Source organism: Flammeovirgaceae bacterium, assembly GCA_015180985.1.
GTDB lineage: Bacteria > Bacteroidota > Bacteroidia > Cytophagales > Cyclobacteriaceae > UBA2336.
Window position 1 is genome coordinate 576,474 of record CP054185.1, and the last position, 19,788, is coordinate 596,261.

The 19,788-nt window shown below is 45.3% G+C and carries 18 protein-coding genes and 1 tRNA gene; 9 read left to right on the forward strand and 10 right to left on the reverse strand.

Features of this window, described 5'->3' with window-relative positions:
• Positions 1-145: 145 nt before the first annotated feature.
• The 3 genes from HRU69_02780 to recO are packed head-to-tail and all read left to right on the forward strand — an operon-like array spanning position 146 to position 3,623.
• Complete coding sequence (locus tag HRU69_02780; protein QOI96473.1) at positions 146-763, forward strand: thymidine kinase; 618 nt, start codon at positions 146-148, stop codon at positions 761-763.
• Positions 738-2,948: a T9SS type A sorting domain-containing protein gene (locus HRU69_02785; protein ID QOI96474.1), complete on the forward strand. Its 2,211-nt coding sequence runs from the start codon at positions 738-740 to the stop codon at positions 2,946-2,948. The genes HRU69_02780 and HRU69_02785 overlap by 26 nt, the downstream gene beginning before the upstream one ends.
• A 6-nt stretch (positions 2,949-2,954) precedes the next feature.
• Complete coding sequence (recO, locus tag HRU69_02790; GenBank protein ID QOI96475.1) at positions 2,955-3,623, forward strand: DNA repair protein RecO; 669 nt, start codon at positions 2,955-2,957, stop codon at positions 3,621-3,623.
• On the opposite strand, the gene HRU69_02795 is transcribed toward recO, so the two are convergent.
• The 4 genes from HRU69_02795 to HRU69_02810 all read right to left on the reverse strand — a co-directional run bounded on the left by HRU69_02795 (position 3,620) and on the right by HRU69_02810 (position 6,263).
• Entirely contained in the window at positions 3,620-4,033 is a 414-nt protein-coding gene (locus HRU69_02795; protein QOI96476.1) for a TerB family tellurite resistance protein, read from the reverse strand. The two genes, recO and HRU69_02795, sit on opposite strands and share 4 nt — an antisense overlap.
• A 60-nt stretch (positions 4,034-4,093) precedes the next feature.
• Positions 4,094-5,290 carry a pyridoxal phosphate-dependent aminotransferase gene (locus tag HRU69_02800; protein ID QOI96477.1) on the reverse strand — a complete coding sequence of 399 codons (1,197 nt, stop codon included), beginning with the start codon at positions 5,288-5,290 and terminating at the stop codon, positions 4,094-4,096.
• Between the two features lie 68 nt (positions 5,291-5,358).
• On the reverse strand, positions 5,359-5,967 hold the full coding sequence (recR, locus tag HRU69_02805) for a recombination protein RecR (GenBank protein QOI96478.1): 609 nt from the start codon (positions 5,965-5,967) through the stop codon (positions 5,359-5,361).
• Positions 5,968-5,972: 5 nt separating this feature from the next.
• Positions 5,973-6,263 carry an ATP-dependent Clp protease adaptor ClpS gene (locus tag HRU69_02810; protein QOI96479.1) on the reverse strand — a complete coding sequence of 97 codons (291 nt, stop codon included), beginning with the start codon at positions 6,261-6,263 and terminating at the stop codon, positions 5,973-5,975.
• 92 nt (positions 6,264-6,355) lie between these two features.
• Here HRU69_02810 and HRU69_02815 point away from each other — a divergent pair, with 92 nt between their 5' ends.
• The gene (locus HRU69_02815; protein QOI96480.1) at positions 6,356-7,831 is read left to right on the forward strand and encodes a sodium:solute symporter; all 1,476 of its coding nucleotides are present in this window, start codon (positions 6,356-6,358) and stop codon (positions 7,829-7,831) included.
• Positions 7,832-7,884: 53 nt separating this feature from the next.
• Here HRU69_02815 and HRU69_02820 read toward each other — a convergent pair whose 3' ends face one another.
• Together HRU69_02820 and HRU69_02825 are read right to left on the reverse strand one after the other, a co-directional pair.
• Complete coding sequence (locus tag HRU69_02820) at positions 7,885-8,211, reverse strand: hypothetical protein (protein ID QOI96481.1); 327 nt, start codon at positions 8,209-8,211, stop codon at positions 7,885-7,887.
• Between the two features lie 138 nt (positions 8,212-8,349).
• Entirely contained in the window at positions 8,350-8,694 is a 345-nt protein-coding gene (locus HRU69_02825) for an MGMT family protein (GenBank protein QOI96482.1), read from the reverse strand.
• 55 nt (positions 8,695-8,749) lie between these two features.
• On the opposite strand from HRU69_02825, the gene HRU69_02830 reads away from it, so the two are divergent.
• From HRU69_02830 to HRU69_02850, 5 genes are all read left to right on the forward strand, one after another.
• A complete protein-coding gene (locus HRU69_02830; protein QOI96483.1) occupies positions 8,750-10,285 on the forward strand; it encodes an Ig-like domain-containing protein in 1,536 nt (511 codons plus the stop codon).
• A gap of 215 nt (positions 10,286-10,500) precedes the next feature.
• Complete coding sequence (locus HRU69_02835; protein ID QOI96484.1) at positions 10,501-10,743, forward strand: GIY-YIG nuclease family protein; 243 nt, start codon at positions 10,501-10,503, stop codon at positions 10,741-10,743.
• A gap of 3 nt (positions 10,744-10,746) precedes the next feature.
• Positions 10,747-10,833 (forward strand) — tRNA-Ser (locus HRU69_02840).
• 254 nt (positions 10,834-11,087) lie between these two features.
• Positions 11,088-12,350, forward strand: a complete 1,263-nt coding sequence (locus HRU69_02845; GenBank protein QOI96485.1) for a site-specific integrase — start codon at positions 11,088-11,090, stop codon at positions 12,348-12,350.
• A 12-nt stretch (positions 12,351-12,362) separates the two neighbouring features.
• A complete protein-coding gene (locus HRU69_02850) occupies positions 12,363-12,938 on the forward strand; it encodes a hypothetical protein (GenBank protein QOI96486.1) in 576 nt (191 codons plus the stop codon).
• A gap of 29 nt (positions 12,939-12,967) precedes the next feature.
• On the opposite strand, the gene HRU69_02855 is transcribed toward HRU69_02850, so the two are convergent.
• Genes HRU69_02855 through HRU69_02870 form a run of 4 tightly spaced genes read right to left on the reverse strand, consistent with a single transcriptional unit; the run spans position 12,968 to position 19,765 of the window.
• The gene (locus HRU69_02855; protein ID QOI96487.1) at positions 12,968-13,450 is read right to left on the reverse strand and encodes a hypothetical protein; all 483 of its coding nucleotides are present in this window, start codon (positions 13,448-13,450) and stop codon (positions 12,968-12,970) included.
• Positions 13,451-13,480: 30 nt separating this feature from the next.
• The gene (locus HRU69_02860; protein QOI96488.1) at positions 13,481-15,094 is read right to left on the reverse strand and encodes a hypothetical protein; all 1,614 of its coding nucleotides are present in this window, start codon (positions 15,092-15,094) and stop codon (positions 13,481-13,483) included.
• Positions 15,094-16,626: a hypothetical protein gene (locus tag HRU69_02865; GenBank protein ID QOI96489.1), complete on the reverse strand. Its 1,533-nt coding sequence runs from the start codon at positions 16,624-16,626 to the stop codon at positions 15,094-15,096. Before HRU69_02865 ends, HRU69_02860 begins: the two co-directional genes overlap by 1 nt.
• The gene (locus HRU69_02870) at positions 16,541-19,765 is read right to left on the reverse strand and encodes a strawberry notch family protein (protein QOI96490.1); all 3,225 of its coding nucleotides are present in this window, start codon (positions 19,763-19,765) and stop codon (positions 16,541-16,543) included. The genes HRU69_02865 and HRU69_02870 overlap by 86 nt, the downstream gene beginning before the upstream one ends.
• Positions 19,766-19,788 lie beyond the last annotated feature (23 nt).

The window sequence follows — 19,788 nt, forward strand, 5'->3', positions numbered from 1 at the left end:
CCGTTAGCAGGGTTTAACGTCAAAAATAGCAAGGCAGGTATATCTCCGCCATGCAATATGGTAAGATTTTGATGGAACTTTTACCTCCTCCTTCAGAAGTTAGTCGCTACCGATAAACTAAAGCCTGTACTCACTAAATTGCACCATGTTTATCGAACCGCAACTTCATAAAAACAATCCCCCCGGCCGGGCCGGCTGGATTGAAGTGATCTGCGGCTGTATGTTTTCGGGTAAAACCGAAGAACTTATCCGAAGACTTAACCGTGCACTGATTGCCCGGCAACATGTGGAAATATTTAAACCGGTTACCGATAAGCGGTATCACGAGCAAAACATTGTATCGCATAACGAGCGGGCCATCCGTTCGACTCCCGTAAACTTTGCTTCCGACATTTTGCTGCTGGCCGGTGATTGCGATGTAGTGGGTATTGATGAAGCCCAGTTTTTTGATGAGGCCATCGTGGAGGTTTGTAACACACTGGCTAACAGCGGCAAACGGGTTATCGTAGCCGGGCTGGATATGGATTTTGAGGGCAAACCTTTCGGTCCCATGCCGAACCTGCTCGCGGTGGCCGAGTTTGTAACAAAAGTCCATGCCATCTGCGCACAAACCGGAGAGCTTGCTTCGTTTTCGTTCAGGCTTACCGAGCACAACCAGCAGGTTCTGCTCGGTGAAAAGGCACAATACGAAGCCCGCAGCCGCAGCAGTTTTAATGAGGGCATGAGGAAAAGAAAAAATGAGCCGCCAAAAATACAAGAATAACAAGAGTTGGTTTTTTACCGGCATCCTTCTGTTTACGGTAAAGGTTTTTGCCCAGGAAATACCCCTCGGTACCTGGCGTACACACATTTCTTATAATTCAATTCACTCCATCACACAAAGCTCATCAAAAATTTATGGGGCCACTTTCAACGGAATTAGTATTGTTGATCGGGCTGACGGATCGATCACTTCACTCAATAAACTTAATGGGCTTAGCGGAACCGGCATTACTGCGATGGCCTTTGATAACAACCGGAATCAAGTAGTGGTTGGCTATGCTGACGGCAACCTTGACATTGTAAAACAAAACGAGATTATCAATTTCAATGCACTGAAAAACTCACCAACTATTATCGGCTCCAAGCGAATAAATCAGGTGAGCATTCAACAACCCTATGCTTACCTGGCAACCGACTTTGGCGTGGTGGTATTTGATCTTATCCGTCTGGAAATCAAAGAAACCTGGCGCGACCTCGGGGTAAGTGGCTCGCAACTGAAAATTTTCGGCAGCACCTTTAAAACCGACAGCATTTTTCTGGCTACTGATAACGGAGTGATTGCCGGTGATCTGGATGACAACCTGATGGATTTTAACAACTGGAAACGTTTTAACCAGGGCAGTTTTAACAATGCAGTTCAATCAATCACTTATTTCAATACCAAAGTATATGCGGCAATTAATGGTGATGGGATTTACAACTATGTTAACGGAATCTGGACAAAAGAAATCTTTTTACAAAACGAAGACTTTACAAGCCTTTCTTCTTTCACTGATTTGTTGATCACAACTTCTTCACAGGTATGGAAAATCAGCAGTGCCGGTGTCCTGACGGAGGTAACCAATAGTCTTACTCAAAAACCACTATGCGCTGTGGAAGATAGTAGTGGAAAATTGTGGATTGGTGACGGCCGGAATGGGCTTGTATCGAACACCAGCGGAACCTTTCAGACGTCCAATCCCAATGGCCCTTCATTCTCAGGCAGCTTCAGGCTCAAGCACTTTTCCGGTACGGTGTACGCACTGGCCGGTGGCTTTAAGCCTGATTTTACACCAGCCGGAAAAACTGAATACGTAAACTACTTTAGTTTGGGCAACTGGAATACCCTGCCAGACTATTTTCAAGAGGATGTTACAGGCGTTGACTTTTCTGCTGACAAAACCTATGTATCATCCTTTACCCTGGGGCTTCAGGTACATACCAACACCGTTACCATTTTTAACAGCAGCAACAGTCCGTTAACCAACAGCCGGGTTTCGGCCATTGCGTCTTCAGCCGAAGGGGTGTGGGTTGCCAATTACAATGCCCCGCAGCCGCTGCACCTGCTTAAGCCGGATAACACGTGGCAGTCGTTCTCCTTTCCGGTAAGTGCAGCGCAGTACCCGGTTAACCTGCTGGTTGATAACCTGGGCCAGGTTTGGATGATGCTCAATCCATCAGCCGGAGGCATTCTTGTTTTCAACAAGTCAACCAATCAGCATGTTTATTTAACGGAAGCCCCGGGCGCAGGCGCTTTGCCCAGTCGCAAAGTGTATGCGTTGGCAAACGATCGCAACGGTGCAGTTTGGGTGGGCACGGATGCGGGTGTTGCTTATTTTCCTGATCCTTCGCGAATATTCAGCGGAAACATCAATTCGGTAAAACCGCTAGTGAATGGAAGGGTACTCCTTAACGATGAAAAAACGACCGCCATTGCTGTTGATGGTGGAAACCGGAAATGGATTGGTACCGAACGGGGTGTTTGGTTATTCGATCAGTTTGGCGAAACACAACTTCTGCACTTCAATGAATCAAACAGCCCGCTGCTGTCTGATAAAATCAATGCCATTGAAATACATCCGTCAACCGGTGAAGTGTTTTTTGCAACCGATGCAGGTATTGTTTCTTACCGGTCCGATGCCACTGCAGGTACACCTTCTTTTTCCAACATCAAAATATTTCCAAACCCGGTAACGGCCACATTTACAGGCACAGTTGGAATTACCGGCCTCGCCACCGATGCCACGGTAAAGATTACCGATGTATCCGGCCGGTTGGTATGGCAAACGCAGGCCAACGGAAGCACTGCTACCTGGAATGTGCGGGATGTCTCGGGCCGCAGGGCATCAACGGGTATTTACCTGGTTATTGCCATTTCGCAGGACGGGAGCGAAAGCATGATTGGAAAAATCGCTGTTATTAACTGAATTGCTGTGCTGCAGAAAACGCGAGGCATCGTATTTCGATTTACCCGGTTCAGGGAAACCTCCATCATCGTTACCATTTTTACTGAGCATTTTGGATTACAGTCGTATATCGTTAACGGAGTGCGCAGTGCTTCGGCTAAAGGAAAGATGGCCCTGTATCAGCCGTTAACACTTCTTGACCTGGTTGCGTATCATAAGGAACATGGCAACATCATGCGGCTTAAAGAAGTAAAATGTTTATACCATTATCAAACCATTTCAACTAACATTAAAAAATCAACCATCGTGTTGTTTTTAGCCGAGCTGGTAAGCAAAACAGTTAAGGATGAAAGCCACGCCCCTGAATTATTTGATTTTCTATCCGGCTCACTGATTACGCTCGATGAAATGAAATCCGGATTCGAAAATTTCCACCTGGTGTTCCTGGTACGGCTTAGTCGCCTGCTTGGGTTTGGGGCATATTCAACAACGGATATTACAGGCGGGAGGCATGCCGATGAAACCCTCCTCTCCTTAATCGGCAAGTTGGTAACCTGCGATTACCAGGACCACTTGGAATTGAGCCTTGTGCAACGCAGGGATATTTTAGACTGGCTTCTGCGGTTTTACAAAACCCACATGGATTCACTGGGTGAGTTTAAATCGGTGCAGGTGTTAAAGGAAGTACTGAGTTAAGCCACCCGTTTGTGCAATTGATTTACAGAACCTGCACCGGATAGCCTGGCGCTCAGCATCACATCTTCAAACTCAATCTTTGTCTGTTTCAGCGAGTACAGCAGAAACCTCACCTCTTTCATGTCCATCCGGTCGTCAGCCTGGGCAAGTCGGTACAGGTGTACAAAAGCACTCAGCTTTTCCTCCTCATCGCATTGATTAAGTCGCTCAACGCCTGTTCTGTAGCTTTGCTGCTCGGATAGCCGTGATGCTACATTCAAAAAGTAGGTGTATAGTGTGTGTGGAATTTCCTCTTCATTTCGGATACGTTCCAACATTGCTTTTTCCTGTTCATCAATCTTACCATCTGCACTCATCAGCAAATGGGCAAAATGAAGCAGACCTAACTGGAAATTAAGTGAGCGGCTCATGGAGTTTTTACCCCTTAGTGAAAAAAGTACAGGGAAGTAACCCGGTATCTGTTTAAAAAATTACCTGAGCTTTTGAAGAGCCTCCTTCATTCGTTTTAAAGCCTCCCGCAACTCCTTTTCTGAAGCTGCATACGACAGCCTGATGCAGCGGTCATCGCCAAACGCACCGCCTGGGACCAGCGAAACGTGCGCCTTGTCCAGCAAATACATGCACAGGTCAAAATCGTTCGTTACGGTAATGGTGCCATCCGACTTGCCAAAATAGGATGATACATCAGGGAAGAAGTAAAAAGCACCTTGAGGGAAATTAGACTTTACACCGGGTATTTCCTTCAACAGGTTGTACACGATCTCCCTGCGGTTTCGGTACTCCTCTACCATTTTGCGGGTTGGGCCTTGATCGCCTGTGATGGCCGCCAGTGCAGCACGCTGGGCAATGGAGCAATTGGCAGACGTAAGCTGGCCTTGAATTTTATTACACCCATCCGCAATCCATTTTGGCGCCCCGATATACCCCACACGCCAGCCCGTCATGGCATACCCTTTGGCAAACCCATTTACCGTAATGGTGCGCTCAAACATTCCCGGCAGGGAAGCAATGCTTACCGAATCACCGGTGAAATTGATGTGTTCATAAATTTCATCGGCAATTACCAACAGGTTTTCATGCCTCAATACTACCGAAGCAATGGCTTCAATTTCCTTGCGGGAAAAAACAGAGCCGGTCGGGTTGCACGGAGAAGAAAAAATAATCGCCTTTGTTCTTTTGGTTATCGCCTTTTCAACCTGACCGGCTGTTACTTTAAAATCATTTTCAATACTTCCCTTTACAATAACCGGAGTGGCTTCCGATAATCGGATAAGCGCATCGTAGCTTACCCAATACGGTGAAAACACAATCACCTCATCGCCCGGGTTGAGCAACGCCAGCATGGCATTCGCAATGGACTGCTTGGCGCCATTGGACACCACCATGTTCTCTGCTTTATACGGAACGTTGTTTTCTTTCCGGTACTTGGCCGCCAGCGCTTCGCGAAAATCCTGATAGCCCGCTACCGGGGGGTACGCGAAATACTTTCCTTCATCAATGGCTTTTTTGGCCGCTTCGCAAATGTGTTGCGGTGTTTTAAAATCGGGCTCGCCCAAACTCAGGTTGATTACATCCAGCCCGCGGTTTTTGTACTCGCGCGCTTTGGCCGCCATGGCCAGGGTGGCCGATTCTTCAATGGCATTGATACGATCGGAAAGGCTATTCATTGCTGGGTGAGTTGTAAAAACAAAGAAAGAGATTAATTCGGGAAGTTGAAACCCAAAAGATGCATGAGCTAGTTGAAAATTGTTCTTGCAGTTATGCTGCGGCCAAGTGTTATTTCATCGGCATATTCCAGCTCGCCACCGACCGGCACACCGCGCGCAATAACGCTTACCTTAACGGGAATATCTTTTACGCGTTTGTGAATGTAAAAAGCGGTTGTGTCGCCCTCAAGTGTAGGGCTTAATGCCAATATTATCTCCCTGATCTCCGATTGACCGTGATTGAGGCGATTAACAAGCGACTCAATTTTCAGTTCGCCAGGTCCGATGCCGTTAATGGGCGATATGACTCCGCCCAGCACATGGTAGAGCCCGTTAAACTGGGCTGTGTTTTCAATGGCCAGCACATCGTTGGCATTTTCAACAACGCACAGCACCGAGCGGTCGCGTTTTACGCCTGCACAGATGGAGCACACCTCCGCATCGGAAATGTTATGACAGTGAACACAAAACCGGATACCAGAACGAAGCTTATTCAATGCCTCGGTTAACGAGAAGGTGCACTCCTCCTTTTCCTTAACCAGGTGCAGCACCAGGCGCAGAGCCGTTTTTTTACCGATTCCCGGCAACCGGGAAATCTGGTTCACAGCTTCTTCAATAAGCTTTGAGGAGTATTCCACAGGTGTTAGATTATTCGGGCGTCAATTCCCGCTTCACAAATAGCATCACGCATCGGCTTGAGTTCAGCAAGCGTTCCGTGTTTTACCGTGCACTTTCCTTTATGATGGATAATCCAGGTGCACTGTTCGGCCTGCTCAACCGTATGGCGGCAAACCCGAATGAGGGTATCAATCACATGGTCAAACGTGTTGAAGTCATCGTTAAACACTACCAGGTCGAGCAAGTCGGTAGTTTCAACAACTTCAAGCACATCAACCAATTCCTGTTCCCGTGTTACAGTGCCTGCGCGTATCATGTCGCTGCAAAATTAAAATAGTTAAGGCAATTCCCCATATGGGTTTTTACGCCAAAATTTGAAATTCAACTGAATTACCCATTCTTTGCACCATGTCACCGGCCTTTATTATCTCCATCATCAGCGTTTATTTCCTGGTTCTTATTCTAATTTCGTATTTCACTTCCAAAGGCGCCACGACTGACACCTTTTTCACAGCCAACCGGCAATCGCCCTGGTACCTGGTGGCTTTTGGTATGATTGGCGCTTCGCTTTCGGGGGTAACGTTCATTTCCGTTCCGGGGAACGTAGGCAAAATCGGGTTCGGGTATTTCCAGGTGGTGCTGGGGTATGTGCTCGGCTATTGGGCAATCATTGGTGTGCTGATGCCGCTGTACTACAGGCTTAATGTCGTTTCAATCTATACCTACCTTGAGCAACGATTCAGTTTCTGGTCGTACAAAACAGGGGCTTTCTTCTTCCTGGTTTCACGTACCATCGGTTCATCCCTTCGCCTGTACCTGGCAGCAACCGTGCTTCAACTCTTTCTGTTCGATGCCTGGAACATTCCGTTTTTTGTTACCGTAGCCACTACCATTGTGCTGATCTGGATTTACACCTTTCGCGGAGGGATTAAAACCATTGTCTGGACGGATACGTTCCAAACATTCTTTCTTGTATCAGCTGTGGCTATCTCGGTTTGGCAGGTGGCCACGCGGCTTAATTTGTCGTTTGGCGAAATGGTGCAAACCATCCGTGAAAGCAAGTATGCCACCGTATTTTACTTTGATGATGTGAACTCACCCCTCTACTTCTGGAAGCAATTTCTTGGCGGAGCCTTCATTGCGCTGACGATGACGGGCATGGATCAGGAAATCATGCAAAAAAATTTAACCTGCCGAACCCTGAAAGATGCACAGAAAAATATGTTCTGGCTCAGCAACATTATTGTTGTTGTTAACCTGATGTTTCTCACGCTTGGCGCACTGCTGTACATCTACAGCACAAAAAATAACCTGCCTGTTCCGGTCGTATCCGATGAACTCTTTCCGCGACTGGCCCTGAATGAATTCGGATTGCTGGTTGGCATTTTTTTTATCCTCGGTATAACGGCTTCTTCGTATGCCAGTGCGGATTCGGCCCTGGCCGGATTAACCACTTCGTTTTGCATCGATTTCCTGAATTTTAAGGATAAGAATGAACAGGTTAAACAGCGTCAGAAGTTTTATGTACACATTGGGTTTTCACTGCTGTTCCTTCTTATCATTCTAATCTTTAAAGAAGTAAACAACCGGGCGGTAATTGATGCTGTACTCGGTGTTGCCGGCTATACCTATGGGCCGCTTTTAGGGCTCTTCACATTTGGATTATTTACCCGTTACCGGGTACGCGATAACCTGGTTCCGGTCGTCTGCGTATCATCCCCAATTCTATCGTATATACTCAGCCTTAACGCACCAACATGGTTCAATGGATATGTCATCAGCATTGAAATTCTTATCATTAATGGCCTCATTACGTTTGCCGGCCTTTGGCTGATAGCCTATAAAAAAGGAAAAGGCCATTCCGAAATTTCGGAACGACCTTAACCCGATTAAAACCAACCCCACGTTGGTGTTGCTGTTAATCCGCTCGGGCGGAATTATTTCTTTACATAATGAAACTCCTGTTTCTCATTTCCTTTCGTAATACGGATGGTGTATTCACCAAACTTCACATCACAGAAGTCGATAATCATTTTTCTCCGGTGCAGTCGCTGAGCCGTTACCAGGTCGCCATTCATCGAGTACACCTCAACCCTGGCACCGATTAATTTTCTTTCAGCTTTGAATACAAACAGGTTTTTGTATTTGGTGTTGACGATATCAACTACCTCTTCATGCTTGCTGGGTATTACTGCAGCCGCTGACAGGGACATGGCTGTGGCCAGAAGAAGGCTAAGGGCCAGCAGCAGAACTATCTTTTTCATAGGTATTACGTTTCAGTTTCGCGTACCTATGCCAATACTTGTGCCGTGTAAGAAACAGGGCTTTTTTGCAGAATTTCAGGGATCTGGCTTTGAGAAATTCCAGAATTGGGAGGGCTGATTCCTGATTTTGAACCGTTATCAGGGGAGTTCGCGGGCAGGATCCCAGAAAATGTCGCCAAACCCCACAATTTTATCGTTAAGCACCCGAATGCCTTCTCTTTCAAGTAAGCGCTGCATCGTGTAAGGTGTTTTAAAATGATGTTTACCAGTAAGCAGGCCATTGCGGTTTACCACCCGGTGGGCAGGAACACCCTTTGGTGCCCCGTGCATAGCCCAGCCCACCATACGCGAACTCATTTTTGTGCCCAGGTACCTGGCTATGGCCCCATAGCTTGTTACACGGCCTTTTGGAATAAGCCGGGTAACTGCATATACATCGTTGAAGAAATTCGATTTCCCGTAAGGCTTTTTCTTACCTGCCATACCGTTAGCGCGATTGTCTTGTTAAATTTGCGGCCACTTTTAAGGTAAACCAACTGTGTTCAGAATTTTTTCAATCGTATTTATTCTATCCGGGCACACGTTGCTTGCCCAGAACGGGCACGATTTGATATTTCCTGATTCCGCAGGCTGGAGTGTGCGTAGTGAGGGCGAAATAATCACATTCCGGATAAAAGCCATACCCCAGGAGGGCATACAAAGCATTTCTATTACCGGACTTGAGACATTCGGAATGCAGGTTGACTCTACCGGAAATTTTACCTGGACGCCTGCTTATAATCTGGTTGACCGTATTGAGCAAACCCGCGATTTTGCCTTACCGGTAATCGGGTTATGGAAAGATGGCACGCGCATCCGGAAAATGATAACATTTACCATCCGCCATGTTAACCGGCCTCCGGTAATTGAAGAGTTGCCCGTATTTTACGTAAAACAGGCAACCCGAAACAGCTACCAGGTACCCGCTGAATATGTTACTGACCCTGATGGAGATCCCATCGTCTTCAAACCGGTTTCATCCAGTTTGCCCGAAGGCGCCACGATGACTTCGCAAGGCCTCATTACCTGGACGCCCAGCCGAAAGCAGTTTACTACCCTTAAGGGAAACCCGTTAACGATCGAGTTTATTGTACAGGACCAACCCAGCAAGGCAGAAACACGCGGCAAACTTCGTATTGCACAGACACAACTGGATTTACCCCCGGAGATTCTTATCGTTCCCGGTGACTCTGCTTTTACAATAAAGGAAGACGCTACCATTAGCCTAAAACTATACGTATCCGATCCGAATGGCGATGATGATGTGTTAAGTGTGGGATTTATTCCATCGGACCAGCGAATTTCACAGAATGCTTTAAAAGAAAACACACAATTACAATACGAGTTCATCTGGACACCCGGTTACGATTTTGTAGATGATGCCCAGAAAAGCCTGAAGACTGACCTGGTCTTCTTTTGTGTGGATAAGGAAGGCAACCGGACCCAGAGAAAAGCAACCGTTGTGGTTATCGATACAGAAAACCTGTTGCTAAAGGATGGCCTCCAATATCAAAAATACCGTAACAGCCTGTTGAACGCCATGGAGCTGATAAATCTGCTTGATGAAAATCAGAAAAAACTAAATGTAGATTACAAGAAGGCCAAGAAGGGCAAGAAGAAGCGCTCCATGGTTAACGCATCACTGGGTGCCGTAACGGGGTTTTCGCCCGTGATGTTTGAGCCTGAACAGGCGAAGGTGGTCTCGGCTGTTGGCGGCACAACGGTGTTGACCATGAATACACTTGAGGTAACAGAAGTTATCGGTAAGTCGAAAGACGATATCATGGATAAGATCAAAATCAATGTGGATATCCGCAACCGGGCACAATCGGCCGGTGATGAGTTTGCCCGAAAGTATGCTCAAAAATCGGCACGGAGGACGATCGAGTTTGAGAGGGACATTGATAAACTCAGAACAATATTGAATGACCAGCGCATTGTGTTGTTGGAATTAGACGCATTTAAGAAAAAGCAGCCCGAATACACCAATAAAGATTTGAAGAAAACGTTTGCCGATTTTTCGGAGGAGAATTAGTGTGAGTTGGTAGTGCTGGTTAATTCTTATAGATTTGCAGTCCAAAATTTAAGCAACCGTTAATACAGAGGAGTGGCAGACCTGCCTGACGGCAGGCAGGGCGGTTGTGGCAAAGCCATCCCTTTGGGGATTGCACCGGTCTTGCCCCGAAGGGATGCCTACGGCAAAAACCGGCAGCCCTTCACCACTAATCGTTCTTTGACTAATTTTATAGTATGTTCTATACTTACATCCTGATAAGTGCAAAGGACGGAACTCATTATTACGGGCATTCCAACGACCCGAATAAAAGAATCCAGAGGCATAATCAGGGAAAAGTAAGATACACCAAAACAAAACGTCCATGGAAGTTGGTGTATCAGGAGCAGTTTGAAACTAAATCAGAAGCGTATAAAAGAGAATTGTTCTTTAAATCAATTGAAGGATACAACTACCTGAAGAAAAAAGGTATCATTTAATACAGAGGAGTGGCAGAGCGGTTGATTGCACCGGTCTTGAAAACCGGCAGCCCTTCACGGGGCTCGGGGGTTCGAATCCCTCCTCCTCTGCTGATAACATTATCAAAGACAGTAAAAAGCCTGCAAATCGAATGATTTCAGGCTTTTTTCGTTTTTGCGCATCTCAAATTATTCATCCAATCTCAAGAAAATGGTGAGTAATTCGGTGAGTCAAAAACTTCTCAAAAATCGACTCACCAGTTTCGTTGCAACTATCTGATAGTCAACAAGTCCAACTGCTGGACATCTTGATCTACCCCGACTGCACTTCCTATTTTAAATGTCAAACTAAAACAGGTGTAGTTATGAGTAGAAGATTCAGTTTGCTGTTCTATCTGAAGAAGCCAAGAAATTATTCAGGTGGCCCAGTTCCAATTTACATGCGCATAAGCATTGGCGGCAGAAGGACAGAGTTCGCGACCCAACGCGAAGCCGATCCCACAAAATGGAAAGCACAAGCCGGTCGTGTCAATGGCACGAAAGAAGAAGTCAGGGCACTCAATGCATTTCTTGACACACTGCAAGCGAAGGTTTATGAAGCGCAACGAAAGCTTGTAGAGGCGGATGAAAACGTCAACGTCAACACTATCCGCGAGATCATTGTCGGTAAGAAAGAAAAATCAAAAACGCTTCTCGAAGTTTTTGAGTACCACAACACTCAAATGAAAGCACTGGTGGATGTTGATTTCGCTCCAGGCACAATGGAGCGATATACAACCGCTTTATCCCATACCAAGGATTTCATTAAATGGAAATATAATCTTGACGACATTGAGATCGACAAGCTCAATTATGAGTTCGTGACCGAAATGGAGTTCTATTTCAAATCGGTTAGGAAGTGCTGCCATAACACTTCAGTGAAGTACATCAGCAACGTAAAAAAGATAGTGAACATCTGTATCAAGAATGGCTGGATACAAAAAGATCCCTTCTTCGGGTATAAGATGAACAAGAAGCAGGTTATCCGAGAATACCTTTCATCAGATGAAATCAATGCTGTCTATCAAAAAGAATTTCTTACAGATAGACTTACGCTGGTCAGAGACATTTTCATTTTCAGTTGCTTCACGGGTCTTTCATACGCAGATATTCAAAAGCTAAAACGATCCGAGGTTATCATAGGCATTGATGGTGACAAGTGGATTTCAACCACTAGACAAAAGACAGATACAGTTTCAAAGATTCCATTGCTTCCAATTGCATTGGAAATTCTCGAAAAATATAAGGAACATCCCAAGTGCGTCAATCAGGACGTACTACTTCCTATCCTTAGCAATCAGAACATGAATGCTTACCTGAAGGAAATAGCAGATTTAGTCGGCATTAAAAAGAACTTCACGTTCCATTGCGCTCGCCACACCTTCGCAACAACTGTGACTCTCACGAATGGAGTGCCTATTGAAAGTGTATCCAAAATGCTTGGTCATAGTAATCTTAAGACCACTCAACACTATGCTAAGATTCTTGACTTAAAAGTGAGCGAAGATATGAGCAAGCTTCGAAGTAAACTCAGCGTAAGTCGCGAGAGCACTGAACGTGCACAAATAAAAATCATTTCTAATTCTTAACCCGAACTCAAAATGAATAAACTAGTCACATACCTTGAAAGCAAAGAAGTCGTTTTTCACGGAGCGCTTATATTGATCCTGCTTTACGTTCCACATGCCGGTCATCTTTTCAAGCAACTGGAACATCTTGATATGACCTTCTTTGGTTTCTCCTTCCTTAATTGGATTTACGGCATAGCATTGGCAGGAGTCATCGAATTCATCATCCTGGTCTTCATTATCAACGGCTATCGAACAACAGGTAAGTTCTACGCGGTAGTGAGTTTCTTTATAAATGCTTTCTACTATGACCACTGGTTCCTTGCACTTCAGGAGCCGACTATGTTAAACATCAAATTGGCAACAATCAGCTTCCTGATATGCTTCTGCCATTCTCTGGCTGTTTGGCAATTGAGCGAACTGTTCTACAAGCGACTGAAAGCCGACAAAGAGAAGGTCGTTGAGTATTGGTGCCCGGAGTGCGAAGCTGGTCCGTTCCCAAACAAAAGGTCAATGGAAGGTCATATTTCCAAGGCTCACAAATACTACAAAAGGATTTTGGAAAACGACAAGAATTCCAAAACCCATTTGAATGGCATTAGTTTTTAACGACTGACTGAAACGCTGAGGCTTAAACCTCAGCGTTTTTGTTTCCGCACATTGTACAGAACAGGCCCAAGGTTTTCGGTGATCTTCTCCAGGGATCTTCCCGCCACATAGCCACCCACACCTAAGTCCATCAATGTCCAAATGTGATCATCGAGCGTTGTTACGGGAAGGTTGAAGTATGGCACCAGCACGTAGTTGTTGAATACGATAAACATGCAAATGCACATGAGTATCGGTCGCCAATTACGCTGGAGCCAGCTTTCACCTTTCGTCTCCGATTCAATGATTTTCGATTTGTTCTCGAGTAGCTTGCTTTCGTAGTCAATGCAAGCTCCCTCAATGTTCATGAGAAGCTCTTTGTATTTGAGCTGAAGCTCAAGCTTCTCATCCGACTTGTCGATCTTATCAATCGCGTTTCCGATTGAATCGACTGTTTCCTTTACACCGGCACCAAGAATTTTAGACAAAAATCCTCCGATGCCAGGTTTTTTTGCAACTTCACCTGCCTCCATTATAGTATAGTTAATTGTTAAGTAATTCTGTTAGTAGTGTTGGTTATCGCTGGTGATAAGGTCACCATTGATAGGAATTGACTTTAGTTTTTGCTTACTGACCGGCTCTTGCCATTGCAAACCAAACTGACTGAAGAAGTTCAACGTGTTTTTAGGTGCGTATCTGTTCTTGGTAATGTTGACAACACCTTTGTGAACCTCTCCGGCAATCTCGGCAATGTGCTCCCAATCCTTTCCTCCCTTAAAGTCACCCGCCTTCGTGTGCTGAAGGATGAAGATGAACGCCTTGTCGGGATGATCCTTCCGGAGTTCCTTATACTCGTTGATCTTCAATCCAAGGTCGTTCACAGAGTCAAGGATGATAAACTGATACTGCGAAAGGTCGGGGTCTTGAAGATTTTCCGCGAAATGCAACCTTGAAGGGAGCGGGCTGAGAAACTCACTGACCTTTTTCGTCATCGTGGGTGATGCAAATTCCTCCGATGACACATAAAGGACTTCTCCAAAGTTTTCGGCAAGGTATTGCGCAAGCTTTAGCAGGAAGATCGTCTTTCCATTGTGAGGCTCTCCATGAAACATCATTGTGAAATTCCTGGCAGGATTGCCAAACAAGGAATGCCAGAATGAAAAGAAATTCAAAAGGTCGAGCTTCCGGTTAGCCATTTCTTCGGCTGTTAGCACCCCATTCAAACCTTTATTGTGCGAACACGCGCCACGGCTTGCATCGGAGTACGTCTTACTTTTACAAGGTCTCAACCTTCGGCCACCAGTGTCATATATCTTACCGACCTCGTGTTTGCATCCACAAGCTTTTACGATTCCTTCCAGACCATTTAGTTCAGCTCTGGATATGGCAATCTTGGCACTGCTTCTCTGCTTAATGCTTTTGTAGATCGCATTTACCTTATCTGCATACGGATCATCTTTGGTGATCTTCTTTTTCTCGAGGAGGTTTTCGAGGTACTTCATGAAACTGTGAATTTTCTTCTCATCGGATTGTCCCTGTAAGCCAATGTATCGCTTAATGACAGCGATGGACGGATAGACAGCCTCTCCACCTGCAATCGCCACCAGGTGATTCAAGTCTTTCTCGTTGATGGCGAAAGACTCATCACCTTTCATCTTGTTGTACGCCTGAACAAGTTTATTTTGAATCATTTCAATCTCGCCTGACAAAGGCGATGTCTTACGGATCAACTTTTGAACGATTGACCGCTGCAATGCTTTGATGAAAGCCAAGATGGCGTTGGGTGTCTTCACCTTGTTGTGAAGACCGACATATCTTTTGATGAACTTCACTTCCTCGCGGATATGCTCAACATGCTTTACGTTCTTTGGTTCTTTTGATTGCCTTACCTTTTTCTCCTTGGGCGTTGATTCCTTTTTCTTGGCCACAGGACGAGTGGTTGGCTTTGCGGTATTGGTACTTGACTGCTTAGGATTTCTTGTGCTGGCATACTCATTCAGTTTCTGAAAATACAGGTCAACTACTTTCTTGATCCCTTCACTATTGCGATAGTTCCCCCAGTTTGTACCATTGGATGTACTTTTTACTACCAGGTCGTGCCCCTTCTTCAGCGTCTCCGGCAAAGTACTGACACCGATACGCTCCACTTCTTCAAAATAATTACTTGATGTTATCATTACGCTGCAAAGTTTAATAGTTCTAATTCCAGTTCGAGAGCAAGAGCCTCAAGCTCCAACTGCGCTACTTCTGACTGCGATTGTTTCGGAAAAACAACCATCGTAGGTTTAGCTTTAACTTCTTTCTTGGGTATCTCCCTTTTAATCAACTCATACTGTGATGGATTGAGTGAAATGGTGTCGTTGAATTTATCCTGTAAGATTTCCACTAAGAGATCAATGTTGTCTTCATGGACAGTAGCAGTCATTTTATCTGATACCTTTTCAAAATTCTTTCGATCCACTACTTCTAGGATGTCAGGATCGAGGTAAACATCCCCTCCACGTGATCTTGCCGATGAAACCAATATCTTGTACGTGACCCCTGATTGCTTAAAAATTGAAATCAGATTATTCGTAGTGATGCTTGACCCAGAGGTCATCGAACGAATCACCTTCATCGCTCTTGAGATTGGTACGACCGTTTTTTGCTGGACTGCATTCCCTGGCTCCCAATACTCTGGCATGAGAATGCCTTTCTTGATCCCTCCATCAATAGTCGTGTAGCTAACAAGTTTTCCCTTGTAGGCTCCGAAAGCTTGAAGAACGTTTCCGGTAATAATGTGACGCAACTTTCTGTCAACGATATTCTCCTTAATGGCAGATTCCCACTTAGCCAAGAGAGCTTCCTTATCCAGGTGAGGCAATCCAACGCTGGCACCGATAATGGCTCTGACGTCCTGTGAATAGCTGGCAGGAATAGCGATATACTTGTTGCCACTGGCCAGAGCAAATCTCAAACGCATTGCACTTGGCGCGTATGGGTTTTTCTTCTTCTTGTCGATGATGAATCCCAGGAAAACTGCCGGAGCAAGTTCCTGACCGCCATCGTAGCTATTCACCGGATAGCTAAGGTTCCTGCCAATGTAGAATGAGTTGAAGATCGATTCGAGATATAATTTCCGATTGTTATATCCCTTCTTAATCTTCTCTTCTGCATCGGCCATCGCCTTATGAAGTTCACTCGTTCTCGCTTTGATTGCCTCTTGCGATTCGACTGAGTTTCCCTTCTCAACCAGCTTCAAGATTTTCTTTTCCTGTGGAACATTCTGCATTAGCTCCTCATAGTGAGCTACGTTATCGGCAATCTCCTTTTTCAACTGTTCTTCAATGTATCCCTCGTACTCAAGTGTGACTTCCTTTTGTATTTCGCGACCATCGCGACCTTGAAGAGCTTCAGCCAGGAGATTGCCAAGTTCCTGCGTTGTGAAAGGTTTCTTCAGCACATTCGCCATAACTGTTTCAAGGATACTATCGTCACCAAACTCACTTGTTCCACCTTTACCAACAATCACCGGCCTCATCGACTTCGTTTCGGTTTGAAGATCCATTGCCTCCACTTCCAAATCATACTCACCAATCTGCTTAAGGTACTCGACATACTCATTATATCGGTTTGAGATTTCGTTATAAAAAGTCTTGCTGCATGGCTGTTGACAAAACTGCGACTCTACCGGAAACCCGATGAGCGGCATCTTCCAATTCCACCCCATCAACTTCGCGGGTTGCCAATCCCAATGGGTCATCCAGGAGCATATTTACCTCCATGTTCTCTTTCAGATATTCCGCAACGATCCGATCACCATACTTATTCAGGAAATCAGGGACGTCCAGGATTTTTGTGGACGACTTCTGATTGGATGTGGTATTCGCGTCAAGTGACTTTAGTTTCTTCTGAAGCATCATCATCAAACGCTTTTCTGCCGGAATAGCTGAGTTGACATAATCGTAGATCGGTTTGAAAATCTGACCTGTGCGGTTAATCCGGCCACGCTTTTGAACCTCTGTGTTAATGTCAAGTTCCGCTTGCAATACGATCATCACCCTCTGCTTCACCTGTTCCTTGGAAACTTTTGGAGTAACAATCGCATGTGCAGACGCTCCGGTACTTCCGGATTGGTTGATCAGAAGAACATCCACTTCGTTGTTGTTGAACTGCCGAAAAGCGTCATTGGTATTGACACGCTTTCTAGTCATCACCAGGGCTTTGTTTGTTTTCGGATTTATTTGAAGTTCGTACTTACGCCCGGTAACTTCGGCAACCTTGTATCCGGCTTCTGTGATCTTTCGGATAATCACGTCAATGGGAGAAATTGTGATCCCTGTTGTTGCTTCGCTAATCCGATCACCAATCCGATGATATTCCGCTTGCGCTTCAGGCGGAAATTCCGAGATGTCAAACGTCTTGAAAATCTTTTGACCATCGGCATCAGTTTCAGTATAGCGAAGAATTCCATCGAGTCCTTTTTGAAGCACGACCGAAAAATCTGCATTGATAGTATCACCATCTGTAACAGATAGCCCGGCATCACTTTCCATTTGTTCAATGAAACTTCCCATTGTGCTGGCAAAGGCAATGACCGGTTTCTTTCCCTCTTTCAATCTCGCAATTGCTCTTTCGGCAACAGCTTCCGCTTTGATGCTGAATAGCATTTGGTTGATCACATTGAACACCTTCGAGAAGTATGGAAGGTTATCAACTCCGGCTTGAGAAGTACCTTCCCGAATCTCCACTTGCTTACCTTCAGCCACTGCGATGTTGTCAAGTTCATCGACAATTTCATCTACATACTTTGTTTGAAATTTGATGATGTCTCGGATGATTGAGGTGATGTTATCAGCAATGGCTTTATGTTCCTGTTCTTTGTCCTCCAGCGTAACATAGTTTACCTCAACACCTTCAAAAGATCTTTCTCTCCGGATCATCTGACCTTCGGCCACGAGCTGACTCGCCAGAATCTCCTGCAACGCAACTCCACCTTTCGTAATTGCTTCAATGAGTGCATCGCGTGTCATGCTTGCATCGCGAATTGAAGTCTTCATCGCGTAGATGGGCATGTTATCCGGACGTTTGGCAAACGTGGCTGAGAGAAATACAACCCCTTTCGATTTCGACAAAGCGGACTGCATGAAGTTTCCCGTGTTGCCAGAACCGGATGAGTTGTGAGCCTCGTCCATGATGACAATGTTATCTTCAGCGATTGCATTCAGGAATGCTGGCTTTGTAGGTTTCTTGTCAGGAGAATTGAATTGCGAATAAGTTGCTACCGTGAAATGGAAATTCTTAGGGACTCGTTTACTCTCGAAAATCCTGCTCTGGTCCGCGACAGGCAAGGCCTGGTAAACAATCTCTCCATCTTCGTTCTTGATGTCAGTCTTACTCTCGCGAGAGTTTACGATAAATGGAACAAGATGAGCCGAACCAATGGCAACCAGGTCGCGATAAATGTCGGAGAACAAGTTCGCTTTCTCCGTAATAAAGACTGGCTGAACACCAGACTCAACTGCATAGCGAATTATAGATGCAGCAATTCGCCCTTTACCAATACCAGTCTGATCACCGATGATCATACCCACACCACGCTCCTCAATATTGTAAACAGACATAGCCACCGCATCAATCTGCTCGGCAGACAATGCCTTACACAATTCAACATGACTTCGGTAGTTGAGCTTGATCCTGACGTACTCATCAATATCACCACCAACTGCCTCTTTGATTCGTTGCAATGCCGCATGTGTTTCAAAACCCATTGAGTCGGGCACAACCGTATTCAAAACAATACAACTACTGGATGCTGGTGTGTATGGCATTCCGAGTTCATCAAAACTCATGAGTTCAAGCTCCAGGGCTAGTGCCTGAGCTTCCAGTTCAATCTTCGTAATAGAATTTTCCTTTCGCGGAGTCGTTACCCGCTTTACTCTTTCAAATAGTTCTTCAAATGAATCGACAACCTTATCTCGTTCATCATCCTTCAATGGCGCAGCTCCAAATGGTTTCGTCTTCCTTCCATCAATGAGAATCAGCCGGGTATCGAAAGAAGTCCCTTGACGCGAATAAAGCTTCTTGCCATCTATAGGAATAATGTCAGGCACATTGTATCGACTGAAGAGATAGTTAAAGAAGAAACGATTCTTTCCTTTTTGTATTCGTCCCTTCTTATCGTATCGGGTGTGACCACCAATGATAATAGCTGCCTTGCCATTGTCTTTCATGCAGTCCAATGCGCGTAAGGCCATTAAGTGATCGAGGACTTCGATACTGAACGTTTCGTATTTCACATCGCGTTCAAGCAATCCGAAAGGCGGATTCGTAAGCACCGCATCAAACTTCTTTTCAAATCCTTTGAATGGTTGAGTTGCATCTTGAGACAAGACTTGTTTGTATCCCTGGTCTTGGAGATTTGATCGTCTCAGATTATCAATCTCGTTCACTATCACGCGAGAAGGATTTGCGGTAATCGTGAGAAGGCCATTCCCTGCTGATGGCTCGAAAACAGAAACGTTATGCTCCGCATTGACAAAGATTCCGGCTAAGAAAGAGATGGGTGCTGGTGTACTGTATTGTTGAAGCAACATGCTTTGGCTTGTGCGGTGTGAAATATTCACCTGGCTTCTATACAGCTCAACAATACTTTGGTATTTGGCTTCGAGTGGAATGATCGAAAGCGAAATGCTTCTTGCTTTGAGAACAATAGCAAGCTCGGTGTATTCTTTTACTTCAGACTTGTCATTGATCCCATAAGACGCAGCGATACGCTCAATAGATTTTCTATTGTTCTTGCTCTTTGCATCTAGTCCGTTCCGAACGCTCTGAAGAAATTGTGCCTTTATAATCGTTTTAACCTTCATTCTGACAAATGTAAAATATGGCC